This window comes from Ruegeria sp. P8 (assembly GCF_056534665.1).
Genome location: NZ_JBQERC010000002.1, coordinates 1 through 12,313 on the forward strand (window position 1 = coordinate 1; position 12,313 = coordinate 12,313).

A 12,313-nucleotide genomic window follows, 5' to 3' on the forward strand; every position below is an offset into this window, starting at 1 on the left:
TCGGGGGGTCCGGGGGGCTGGCCCCCGGTCGCCTTCACATCAGTCTTTCAGACTTTCTTCGCGCAACCCGTCGGCCAGCAGGTTCAGACCCAGAACCAGCGTCAACAAGGCCAGCGCGGGTGGCAGAGCAGGGTGCAGGTAGATCGACAAAAGCTTGCGCCCCTCGTTGATCGTCGACCCCCAGTCAGGGCTTTCAGGTGGCAGGCCCAGACCAAAGAAACCTAAGGTTCCCAGAAGGATGGTGGTATAGCCAATGCGCAGGCAGAAATCGACGATCAGTGGGCCGCGCGCGTTGGGCAGGATTTCCCACAACATGATGTACCACGGACCTTCGCCACGGGTTTGTGCTGCTGCCACGTAGTCCCGTGTTTTGATGTCCAGCGCCAGTCCGCGCACGATGCGGAAAACGGTGGGCGAATTCACAAAGACCACCGAGACGAAGACCACCAGAATACCACCTGGAATATCGAACAGATCCAGATAGGTCGGCAGACCCCAGATACGATAGGCGTCGGTATTGATGATGTAGCCACCGGTCGAAATCAGAGACAGGTAGAACCAACCCGCTACCCCTAAAACTCCGATCAACAGCGGTGTTCGGAAGTTCGGTCTGGTATAGTAGCGTGAGTTCAGCAGCACACCGAGGAAGATGATCGGGAATACGAACAAGACGGCCGCCATGTAATTCGGTACCCCGGTCGCAACGATCTCGGGCGTGACCAGCAGATAGAACAGCAAGATCACCGGGAAGGCCAGAATCAGGTTCGCAAGGAACGACAGCAAAGTATCCAGCCGACCACCATAATAGCCTGCCGGAAGGCCCAACGTGATGCCAACCATGAAGGCAAACATCGTGGCAAGCGGGGCGATCTGAACAACAATCCATGCCCCTTTGACCATGCGGCTGAACACATCGCGGGCCAGATTGTCGCCACCCAGCAGATACCAGGCGTATTGACCGTCCTCTAGATTGGAAAGTGGCGTACCTGGCACTTTGTTCTTCATGCCCGAAACCTGTGACAGCGGGTCATGCGTGACGATCAAATCCATCGCGCCGAATACCCCGGTGAAAACCCAGAACATCACAAGGCCAAAGCCGATCATGCCGATGGGGCTGTCAAACAGTTTGCCGTAGAGGCCAAGCTTGCGTTTGAAAGCGATCGACATGGCATAAAGGATGATCAACGACACCCATACAGGCAAGAACTGCTGGGACATGGCGCCAATAATCCCGGCGCTGGTGCCCATCACAACGCCCAGCACGATATAGGCGAGTGCGATTCCGACACTGGCCAAGAAACTGTAGCGCAGTGCAAGTTGTATCAGTGTCCGCAGGCCCGAGCTTGAGCTCAACGTACCGTCCGGGTTCACCGTCATCTGGTCTTCGGGCAGCACGATGCTGGCCAGCATCCAGACGGCAATGGACAAGACCATTAGCGCAAGGCCAAGGGCAAAAAGCGGGTTCAGGAAGGCGATAGAGCCGGTCCAGGTAAGTGGTTCCATGATCTAACCCTCCTTAAGAAATGCGGATGCGCGGGTTGAGGTAGACATAGCCGATATCCGAAATCAGCTGGGTCACCAGCACCACAAAGACCGACACGACCGAAATCGCCAGCAACAGCTGAATGTCGTTATTGCCCGCGGCCTGAACCAGCGCCCAGCCGAAGCCCTTGTAGTTGAACAGGGTCTCGACGATCACCACGCCATTCAGCAGCCAGGGGAACTGCAGCATGATGACGGTGAAGGGTGCGATCAGCGCGTTACGCAACGCATGTTTCATGACGATATTGGGGAAGGACACACCTTTCAGACGCGCTGTCCGGATATATTGGGCGGTCATAACTTCGGTCATCGAAGCGCGAGTCATTCGGGCAATATAGCCCATCCCATAAAGTGCAATAGTCAGGACCGGCAGGAAGAAGTTCTCAAAGGTCGGGTTCTCCATCGCTTGCGTGGCCGTGCCTTTGAACCACTTCAAACCAACTGCGGATGAGGTGAAGATCGCGATAAAGATCACGCCCGAGACATATTCCGGCGTCGCCGTCGTTGTGATGGCGAAGGTCGATAACGTCCTGTCAGTGGCAGATCCTTCTTTCATTCCTGCCAAAACACCAAGGATCAACGCGGACGGAACCATCAGCAACATGACCCAGAGCATCAGACGACCAGTCAGAGCCAACCGGTTCCCAACAACGGTGGAAACCTCTTCCTTGAAGACAGTCGAATAGCCCCAATACCCTTGCAGGATTCCGCAGAAACTCGGGGATTCTTCGGCGGTTTTGCCCGGCAGGATGCATCTTCCCTGAACGGTTCCGTCTTCATTCGTGTACCGATACGAGGGCAGGACACCCAGCCATTCGCCGTATTTTATCGGAGTGGATTGGAGGTAACCATTTTTGCTCAGGTAGCTCTCAACCTGTTCATCCGACATCCGAAAGTTGCCCTGCGTTTTCGCCAGCTTCTCGAGGTTCGGATAGAGGTTGGTTAAGAAGAAAACCAGGAATGTCAGACACAATGCCGTCAACAGCATGATGCCAACGCGCCTTAGAATGAAAAGTCCCATATTTGCCCCTGTGGGTCGGCTAGCGCGGGTTTCATGGAACGCCACGCTTAGCTGTTATTATTTGTTCGTCGCGTTCAGGACGAAGAGGCCGCGCCAGGGGGGCGCCTCCTTTTGCGTTTTGGCTCAGGACGTAAAGCCGAACTTATAAAGCTGCGGCAGGTCTGCGATATGCTTTTCGACACCCACCAAATTGTCGCGGTGATGGCGCATCGCTGTCCGCCAATAAGGCTGGATCGTGACACCTTCGTCGATCATGATCCCCTGCAGTTTGGCCATCACTTCACGACGTTTGTCGACATCTGCGATCGAGTTCGCCTCGGCCAGCAACGCATCAAACTCTGCATTGGCAAAACCGGATTCGTTCCACGCGACTCCCGATTTATAGGCCAGTGCCAGAACCTGAGTGCCCAATGGGCGGTGGTTCCAGTTCGTCGACGAGAAGGCGTATTTCGTCCAGTCGTTCCAGAAGGTCGACCCCGGCAGAACTGTATGCTTGGCCTTGATGCCCGCGTCGTTCAGCTGCGCTACAACCGCGGCCGTGGTGTTACGGCGCCAGTCATCGTCGATTGATTGCACTTCGTGCTCAAAATCACCCATACCCGCTTCGTCCATCAGGGCTTTCGCCCCGGCAGGATCATACGGGATACGAGTCACGGCCGAGTCATGTTCAGGGTGCATCGGCCCGACGTGGCAGTTGTCTGCTGGAATGCCGTAGCCCGACATGCCCAGCTCCAGACACACCTCGTTGTCGACCGCCATGGCCAAAGCCTGACGAACGCGCTTGTCGCCGTAGATCTTGTTGCCGTTTTCGTCTTCGGCCAACTGGTTCGGGCGGATAACGATGGTGAAGCCTGATGGGATTTCCGAGCGCACAAGCCCAATGCCGTCGAAGATGTCGACGAATTCGCCAACAGATTCCCAGTTCATGTCGATCTCTTCGGCCTCATAAGCCGCAAGGAATGCAGCCGGGTCAGTGCCGTAGTCAATGAACTCGATGCGGTCGATATAGCCGCCTTTGCCAGCCTCATATCCCCACCAGTCGAAACCTTCGTTGCGCACCAGCACGCCTTTGACACCAACTTCGTGGCTGTCAGGCAGCATGAAGCCCGTGCCGACGGGGTTTGAAAGCATGTCGTTCGCATCGAAGCTGCTATGAACGATTGCGGCGGGATAGTCCGCCATACCCGGGATGATCGTGATGTCAGGCGCGTTGCACTTCAGTTTGACAGTATGGGAGTCAACCACAGTGATTGCACCGTCCGCAGCTTGCTGAGTGCTTTCGTCAATAAGCGACGCCATACGCGATGCCATCGAGTTGCCTTCCAGACCCGCGTCACACCATCCTGCAATGTTGCGGGCCACGTCTTCGGCTGTGAAATCGTCGCCGTTGTTCCACTTTACGCCCTTGCGAACGTTCAATGTGTATTCAGTGGCGTCATCATTGGCTTCCCAGCTTTCCAGCAGCATTGGCTTGAACGAGCCGTCGTTGTTGTATTCAACGAGGTACTCCAGCCAGCCTGCTGTGAAAGTGGCAATTTGCGTCCAGTCATAAGTTCGCGGATCTTTGAGCGCGCGCACTTCCATCTGATAGCGGATGGTACCACCGCGCTGCGGCTCTTGTGCCGCCGCAGGCGATTGCAGACCGATCAAACCATAGGCCGTCGGTACCGCGACACCCAGCGCCGTCGCGCGGACCAGAAATTCCCGGCGGCTAAGCTTGCCGTCACGGTATTCCTGCGCGTGCATCTCGGCCGCCCAGTGCACCTTGTCTGTGGTGATTGCCGTATTGGTCATAAATGTCTCCCTGTGACATTGATTTTGTTGATTTGTTCTTGTTCTAAGCGACACGGGCTTGTCCGGTCGAAAGAAAGAAGGATTCCGGTTTTTGGACTCTGTGCATCCCCATGCCGCCATTCGGCACCAGAAATCACTCAACGTCAACGTTCGGAATCGACATAAAATGCACAAAAGCGACGTTCCCGCAGTGTTGATATTTCGGTACGGATTTTGTCATGTGGCGCCCCGCCAGAAGAAACCCTTGCGGAGATTCGGCGTCAAATCACTGATAACAGACGAAAAACCAGTTAGTTTCCGTTGATCTGTTTGCTTTCGGTGTCAAATCCTGTGGAATGAACAACACCAGATATCACTTTGAGAAATCAACGTGATTCCATGTTTTCATTCTGGCTCGAAACCACGTGCGTTGACGTTTGGCAAATTGCCGGGTCGAGATTGTGGCCCGTTCACGGGCCTGATCCAAAGTCAGTGTTCCATCCAGATAGGCCATAAGCTCTGGCACACCAATGGCTTTACAGGCGGGAAGAGCGGGGTCGAAACGATTCCGCATGGCGCGTACTTCGTCGATTGCGCCCAGCTCCAGCATCTGATCAAAACGGCGTTCAATCCGATTCAGAAGCCACGTTTTGTCGACGTCAAAAACGATGGGAACCGCATCATCCAGCCGTAAAATTGGCGGTGGCGTATCGGCCTGCCAAGATAACAGGCTGCGACCAGTGGCGCGCTGCACTTCCCAAGCACGCTGCACGCGCGCGCGGTTCTGCGTATCCAGGCCAGACAGTGTCCGTTCGTCGACCCCGGCGACAAGCTCAGCAACGGTCAGCAAGTCTGCTTCGGCCCGCACCTGCGACGGAGTTGCGGGGATCTCGGCCATGCCTTCGGTCAGGGCCGTGAAATATAAACCGGTCCCGCCGACGATGATTGGCCGCTGGCCCCCGGTCAGCAGTGGCACCACTTCGCGCAGCCAGTGACCGGCTGAATATTCCTGATTATAGGCGATGTGACCATAGAGCAGATGCGGCGCGCGTGTTTCTTCTTTGACAGATGGTCGGGCCGAGATCACTCGCCAGCAGTCATAGACCTGACTTGCATCTGCATTGACGATGACGCCGCCATGCCGTTCGGCGATCTCCAGCGCCAGTGCTGATTTCCCGGATGCCGTCGGCCCTGCAATCAGGACAGGTTTGTCAACGGGAATAGGGGGCAATTGCTGAAATATCGCGTCCGTTGATCGCCGGGTCATATGCGGTTGCCTCAATCCTCACCAACCGCATTGAACCTGCGGAGCTTTTGCTTCATTTTGCGCCGGAAATTAACCCCGTGCCAGCCCGGAGCGCAACATGAGCCTTTCCCCGTCTTCTGAAACTGCCGAAACCCCGAAAACCACATACAAACGTGTCATGTTGAAAATTTCAGGAGAGGCATTGATGGGGGATCAGGGCTTTGGCCTGCACCCGCCGACAGTTCAACGCATCGCGCAAGAGGTGAAATCGGTTCACGATCTGGGCGTTGAGATCTGCATGGTTATCGGTGGCGGAAACATTTTCCGGGGCCTGAGTGGATCTGCTCAGGGTATGGAGCGGACGACAGCAGACTATATGGGGATGTTGGCCACGGTGATGAACGCACTGGGTATGCAATCTGCCCTGGAAGAGATTGGGGTGTTCACCAGGGTCATTTCGGCCATTCGCATGGATGAAGTGTGCGAGCCGTATATCCGCCGCCGCGCCGTACGACACCTTGAAAAGAAAAGGGTTTGCATCTTTGCGGCCGGCACCGGCAACCCGTATTTCACCACCGACACCGCGGCGACCTTGCGCGCCAATGAAATGGCGTGTGAGGCGATTTTCATGGGCAAGAACGGTGTCGACGGCGTCTACGACAAGGATCCCAAACAACATGCCGACGCGGTGCGTTATGACACGGTCACCTATGACGACGTTCTAGCCAAGCGGTTGCGGGTCATGGATGCGTCAGCCATCGCGCTGGCGCGTGACAACAACCTGCCTCTGATCGTCTTTGGTCTGGATGAGCCCGGAGGTTTCCGTGGTATTCTTGCAGGCGAGGGGACATATACCAAAGTTCAGGGTTGAGGCCCGAACGAGACCTGCCCCAGAGTGTTAGAAATTCAGCCCCGGCAACCCCGCCGGGCTTTTTCTTTTGCTTCAGCTTGACGGTCGCGGATGGTGCTGTCTAAGTAGCGTTGTCCTTCCGAAGTGAAGGGCTGCCCGGTGTTTCGTCAGCTCATGGCGCAAGCACAGGCTGGGCTGGAAGACCTGCCATGATTTCTGAGATGTCCGGAAACATGAGCGGGCATCTTGTTGATATGACAGCACAACTAAGGAGCAATGAGGCATGAGCTCTCTGGATATCGATTTCGTTCGGGCACAGTTTCCGGCTTTTTCCGAACCCAGCCTGAAAGGACAGGCGTTTTTTGAGAATGCGGGCGGGTCATATACCTGCAAGCCGGTGATCGACCGGTTGACGCGGTTCTATACGCAGCGAAAGGTTCAGCCCTACGCCCCTTATGAGGCCAGCCGTCTTGCAGGTGCCGAGATGGATGAGGCACGCGTGCGCATGGCCGCCATCCTGGGTGTTGAAACCGATGAGCTGAGCTTTGGCCCTTCGACGACACAGAATACCTATGTTTTGGCACAGGCGTTCAGGCAATGGATGAAACCTGGCGAGGCGATTGTCGTGACCAATCAGGATCACGAGGCAAATTCGGGCCCATGGCGTCGTCTGGCCGAGGCAGGGATTGAAGTGCGGGAGTGGCAGATCGATCCTGAAACCGGATCACTGAACCCGCAGGATCTGGAAAATATGCTGGACGAAAAAGTGCGTCTGGTCTGTTTCCCGCATTGTTCCAATGTCGTTGGAGAGATTAACCCGGTCACCGAGATCACTGCGATTGCCCACGCGGCTGGTGCATTTGTCTGCGTGGACGGCGTATCTTACGCCCCGCATGGGTTTCCGAATGTTGGCGATTTGGGGCCGGATATCTATCTGTTTTCAGCCTATAAAACTTTTGGCCCGCATCAAGGCTGCATGGTCATTCGCCGAACACTGGGAGAGTTGCTGCCCAACCAAGCGCACTACTTCAACGCCGACGTTCTTTACAAGCGCTTTACCCCGGCAGGCCCGGATCATGCTCAGATTGCGGCAAGTGCAGGTATGGCCGATTACGTCGAGCTCCTGTGCACGCATCACGGTGGGCCTGACGCCGGTGCAGCAGAGCAGGGTGCCTTTGCCCATGACCTGATGCGCGCGCATGAGGTGTCCTTACTTCAACCGGTTCTGGATGCGGTAAAGGACCGCAACGCGGTACGTCTGATCGGCACTTCAGATGCCACCCGGCGTGCGCCGACGGTAGCGCTGTCGCTGAACCGTCCCGCTGAGTCAGTTGCAGCAGAACTGGCGCAATACGGTGTTATGGCGGGGGGAGGCGACTTTTATGCTGTGCGCCCATTGCAAGCGATGGGCGTGGATCTGGCACAGGGCGTTTTGCGGGTCAGCTTTACACATTATACCTCGCAGCAGGAGATTGATCAGCTTTTGGAGGCGCTTGAACACGTTTTGTGATCCACTCAGCTTGGGGCTTCGTAGAACGAAGAAAACCTCAGGGTGGATATGGAAAACGAGCGGTCTCCGATCATCTTATGGTACCGACGGGATCTGCGCCTGTCGGACCATCCGGCATTGACTGCTGCTGTTGCAAGCGGCCGTCCGATCATACCAGTCTTTGTTCATGACCTTCTTGTGCAACACCTTGGCGCGGCCCCAAAATGGCGGTTGGGGTTGGGTCTGGAGGTCTTTTGCGACGCTCTGACGAGGCTTGGTAGCCGTCTGATCCTGCGGCGTGGCGATGCGCTTGAGCAATTGCGGACACTTGTCAAAGAGACGGGCGCAAAGGCTGTCTATTGGTCGCGGGCCTATGATCCAGCGTCGATCAGACGCGATACACAGATCAAAACGGCGCTGACCGAACTGGGTGTAAGCGCAAAGTCCTTTCCTGGTCATTTGCTTTTTGAGCCCTGGACGGTCGCAACAAAGCAGGGCCAGCCGTTTCGTGTCTACACTCCTATGTGGCGCGCGGTTCAGCGGCGGGACGTGCCAGCGCCGGATGCGTTGGTGTCACGCTTGGCGGGGCCTGCAACCTGGCCTTCCAGTGATAAACTGAGTACCTGGCATATGGGTGCGGACATGTACCGAGGCGCTGCAATCGTGCGCCCCTATGTCCAACCCGGAGAGAAGGCCGCCCGCGATCGACTTGAGCACTTTCTCGACCAGGTCCCCCGTTATTCCAATGACCGTGACCGGTTGGATCTGGACGGAACATCAAACCTGTCAGAATACCTTTCATTGGGCGAGATCGGGCCACGCACGGTCTGGCACAGGGTTCAACAGGCTGCGATGACGGGAACCCCCGGCGCCGAGGCATTTCTGCGGCAGTTGGTCTGGCGTGAGTTTGCCTATCACCTGATGTATCACTCACCGCATCTGCTGACTGATAACTGGAAAGCGGAATGGGATGATTTCCCGTGGAATATCGATCCGGACCACCCTGAAGTTGCCGCCTGGAGGCAGGCCCGAACCGGAATTCCTGTCGTCGATGCTGGCCTGCGGCAGATGTATGTGACAGGCCGTATGCATAACCGGGCCCGGATGATTGTTGCCAGTTACCTGACCAAACATCTGATGACACACTGGAAAATCGGGATGAGCTGGTTCGAGGATTGCCTGATTGACTGGGACCCAGCCTGTAACGCCATGGGCTGGCAGTGGGTTGCGGGATCAGGCCCCGATGCGTCGCCCTTCTTTCGTATTTTCAACCCCGAAACGCAGGCCGAAAAGTTTGATCCGCAGGGGTCTTACCTGCGGCGCTGGATCGCCGAAGGCCAGACGAAACCCAGTGACGTTGCACTTTCCTATTTCGCTGCGGTTCCCGGGTCATGGAACCTGTGTCCGCAGGCGGATTATCCCGAACCTGTCGTGAAACTGGCGGATGGACGAAACCGCGCCTTGCGTGCGTATGAAAGCCGAAAATCCCACTAAGGAACTGAAAACTTGCCAGAAACAAAATCGCGGCCTAGCCTGATACCTGTGCCGCAGAGGGGAGAGCGGATGGTGCTGACGACAATAGAGGGGCAGTCGGATCTGCCCAGGTATTTCGCCCAGGTCTTCAAGATGCTGGCCCGAATGGAGTCGGGGCGACTAGACATAACATTGCCCGATGGACGCAGTTTTCGCGCAGAGGGACCCAAGGCAGGGCCTGTTGCTCAGATCGATATCCACGACGGAGATGTTTTTGCCCGTCTGATCCGCGAAGGCGAACTGGGGTTTTCTGATGCCTATCTTGAAGGACATTGGAGCACGCCTGATCTGCGCTCATTCATGGATCTTGTCCACCTGGGGTCCGAAACCGTCTATGACGGGTTTACTGGAAAGTTCCTTGTCCAGGCCTATGAACGTCTGCGGTTCTGGCTTCATCGCAATAACCGGACGCAGGCGAAAAAGAATATCTCGTACCACTATGATCTGGGCAATGACTTCTACGGTTTGTGGCTGGATGACACGATGACTTATTCCAGCGCCATTTTTGAGACCGGGCAAGAAAGTCTTGAGAAGGCGCAAACTGCGAAATACGCCAGCCTTGTCGATGAAATGGGGGCCAAACCCGGTGACCACATTCTGGAAATCGGATGCGGTTGGGGCGGTTTTGCCGAATATGCCGCGAGAGAGCGGGGCCTGCATGTAACCGGCCTCACGATCAGTGAGGAACAGTTTAAATATGCGAAAGAACGCATTGAAAAAGCAGGACTTTCCGATCAAGTGACCTTCAAGTTGCAGGACTATCGTGACGAGCGTGGGCAATATGATGGCATAGCCTCAATCGAGATGTTCGAGGCGGTTGGCCAAAAATACTGGCCGGTTTATTTCGAAACCGTTCGTGAGAGGCTGAAGCCGGGGGCGCAAGCGACCTTGCAAATCATAACCGTAGGTGACCACCGCTGGGATTATTACAAGAACGGTGTTGATTTCATTCAGAAATACATATTTCCAGGTGGAATGCTTCCGTCGCCTACGATCTTGCGGCAGCAGATCAATCAGGCCGGTCTGAATGTGGTGAAGTCGAAAGAATTCGGCAAAAGTTACGACCTGACGCTGCGGCGGTGGTATGAGACGTTCAATGCAAAATGGGAACAGATCGCAGATCTGGGCTTTGATGAGCGTTTTCGCCGCATGTGGAATTATTATTTGACTGCCTGTGGCGCAGCCTTTGACACGCGCAATTGCGATGTGACACAGATCACCGTAGAAAAGCAAGTTAACTGACGGACCGTAACATGCCCACTGCCTCGCGTCTTGTAGCCGCCGTTTGTCTCATCGTGCTGGCATTCATTGTCTCAGGAATGATTATCGAAAACGGTGAAGAAGGTAAGGATTACGGGTACTTTACGCTGGTTAACATGGGCCTTGGTGCGGTTTGCGGGTGGGGCATCATGGGCAAGCGTGCAGGGCGCGGCTGGACAGCTGGGATCAATAACGGTCTGACTGGTGTCGCCTCGCTGATTTTCTGGGCGTTGTTCGTGCAGGGCTGTTACGAAATGTTCCGGCTTGCCATGCGCAATCGTTACGGTGGCCCGTTTGAGGCCATTCTGGCCATTTTCAAGATCGGGGTTGAGTACGGTAAGCTGCTGATTTACCCGGAAATTCTGATTGCATTCCTAATCGGGGCTGTTGTATCGGGACTGGCCACAGAACAGGCCGCCCGATCATGGCGCTGATCCGTTACTGACAAGAGAGATCGACTTTGTCTGATTTGTTCTTTTATGGAACGCTGCGACACTTGCCGTTGCTGGAACGCGTTCTTGGCCATCCTCTGAGCGAAACCAAAGCGCGGCCCGCCCTACTTCGAGGCCATGCTGTCCATTCTGTTCAGGGGCAGGATTTCCCGATGATCCTGGAAATGGAAGGCGCCAGTGCCGAAGGTTTACTGGTGCAAGAACTGTCGACTGTGGATCTGGCCAGGCTTGATTATTATGAAGGGTCTTTCGACTATGATCTGAAGCCGTTGAAGGTCGAATTGGAAGATGGGATCGAGGCCGAAGCGCAGGTCTTTTTTCCTGCCCCCGATGCCTGGAGACCGGGTGATTTGTGGTCGCTTCAGGACTGGGCGGACAGATTGGGCGAACTTACAACGCTCGCCGCTGAGGAAGAGATGGCCTATTTCGGGAAGGTTGATCCCCGGATCATGGCCCGCAGTATTCGCGCCACTCAAACGCGAGCCTGGTCAAAGATCATGGCCGGGCAGCGGCGAACCGGTGATCCGCGGGACATTGCAAAAGACGTGATCGTGCATCGCCATGACCGGGTGTATCTTGATTACTTCGGGATGGAGGAAATCGATCTGCAACACCGGCGGCATGACGGCAGCATGGGTCCGGTTCTGCGCCGTGGAAGTTTGTTGCAGGGCAGTGCGGTCGGCGTTCTGCCCTATGATCCGGTCAGAGATACCGTTTTGATCGTGGAACAGTTCAGACCGCCGGTTTTCCTGAACAACGATCCGGAACCCTGGCTTTGGGAAGCGGTGGCCGGGATGATTGATCCGGGCGAGACACCCGAACAGGCCGCGCATCGCGAGGCGATGGAGGAGGCGGGTATTCGTTTTGACAGGCTGGAATATGCTGGCGGTGCCTACACATCGAGCGGATCTTCCACCGGGTTCATGTATCTTTATGTTGGTCTGGGTGAGTTGACGCACACCACAATCACCGGTGGCCTGGACACAGAAGGTGAAGACATCCGCAGTCAAATCCTGCCGTTCGACGAATTCATAGACATGACGGATCGCCATGTTTTCAAGGATCTACAATTGGTGTCTCTGGCTTATTGGCTGGCCCGCCACCGGGACAGATTGCGCGGGTGACTATCCCGCTTGTGGTCGCGGCG

At 55.8% G+C, this 12,313-nt stretch carries 10 protein-coding genes; 6 read left to right on the forward strand and 4 right to left on the reverse strand.

The window, feature by feature from the left end:
* Nucleotides 1–39 precede the first annotated feature (39 nt).
* From ACR0BZ_RS03365 to miaA, 4 genes are all read right to left on the reverse strand, one after another.
* Nucleotides 40–1,503, reverse strand: a complete 1,464-nt coding sequence (locus ACR0BZ_RS03365) for an ABC transporter permease (protein ID WP_209596036.1) — start codon at nucleotides 1,501–1,503, stop codon at nucleotides 40–42.
* A gap of 13 nt (nucleotides 1,504–1,516) precedes the next feature.
* The gene (locus tag ACR0BZ_RS03370) at nucleotides 1,517–2,563 is read right to left on the reverse strand and encodes an ABC transporter permease (RefSeq protein WP_480919464.1); all 1,047 of its coding nucleotides are present in this window, start codon (nucleotides 2,561–2,563) and stop codon (nucleotides 1,517–1,519) included.
* A 123-nt stretch (nucleotides 2,564–2,686) separates the two neighbouring features.
* Nucleotides 2,687–4,357, reverse strand: a complete 1,671-nt coding sequence (locus ACR0BZ_RS03375; RefSeq protein ID WP_480583928.1) for an ABC transporter substrate-binding protein — start codon at nucleotides 4,355–4,357, stop codon at nucleotides 2,687–2,689.
* Nucleotides 4,358–4,709: 352 nt separating this feature from the next.
* On the reverse strand, nucleotides 4,710–5,603 hold the full coding sequence (miaA, locus tag ACR0BZ_RS03380) for a tRNA (adenosine(37)-N6)-dimethylallyltransferase MiaA (RefSeq protein WP_480919465.1): 894 nt from the start codon (nucleotides 5,601–5,603) through the stop codon (nucleotides 4,710–4,712).
* A gap of 97 nt (nucleotides 5,604–5,700) precedes the next feature.
* On the opposite strand from miaA, the gene pyrH reads away from it, so the two are divergent.
* From pyrH to ACR0BZ_RS03410, 6 genes are all read left to right on the forward strand, one after another.
* Entirely contained in the window at nucleotides 5,701–6,453 is a 753-nt protein-coding gene (pyrH, locus tag ACR0BZ_RS03385; RefSeq protein WP_209504110.1) for a UMP kinase, read from the forward strand.
* A gap of 262 nt (nucleotides 6,454–6,715) precedes the next feature.
* A complete protein-coding gene (locus ACR0BZ_RS03390) occupies nucleotides 6,716–7,942 on the forward strand; it encodes an aminotransferase class V-fold PLP-dependent enzyme (protein ID WP_480472429.1) in 1,227 nt (408 codons plus the stop codon).
* A gap of 48 nt (nucleotides 7,943–7,990) precedes the next feature.
* Nucleotides 7,991–9,415, forward strand: a complete 1,425-nt coding sequence (locus tag ACR0BZ_RS03395) for a cryptochrome/photolyase family protein (protein ID WP_480919742.1) — start codon at nucleotides 7,991–7,993, stop codon at nucleotides 9,413–9,415.
* A gap of 69 nt (nucleotides 9,416–9,484) precedes the next feature.
* Nucleotides 9,485–10,696, forward strand: a complete 1,212-nt coding sequence (locus ACR0BZ_RS03400; protein ID WP_480919743.1) for a class I SAM-dependent methyltransferase — start codon at nucleotides 9,485–9,487, stop codon at nucleotides 10,694–10,696.
* A gap of 11 nt (nucleotides 10,697–10,707) precedes the next feature.
* The gene (locus ACR0BZ_RS03405) at nucleotides 10,708–11,148 is read left to right on the forward strand and encodes a TrgA family protein (RefSeq protein ID WP_480919466.1); all 441 of its coding nucleotides are present in this window, start codon (nucleotides 10,708–10,710) and stop codon (nucleotides 11,146–11,148) included.
* A gap of 26 nt (nucleotides 11,149–11,174) precedes the next feature.
* Nucleotides 11,175–12,290 carry an NUDIX domain-containing protein gene (locus ACR0BZ_RS03410; protein WP_480919467.1) on the forward strand — a complete coding sequence of 372 codons (1,116 nt, stop codon included), beginning with the start codon at nucleotides 11,175–11,177 and terminating at the stop codon, nucleotides 12,288–12,290.
* The last annotated feature ends 23 nt before the right edge of the window (nucleotides 12,291–12,313 follow it).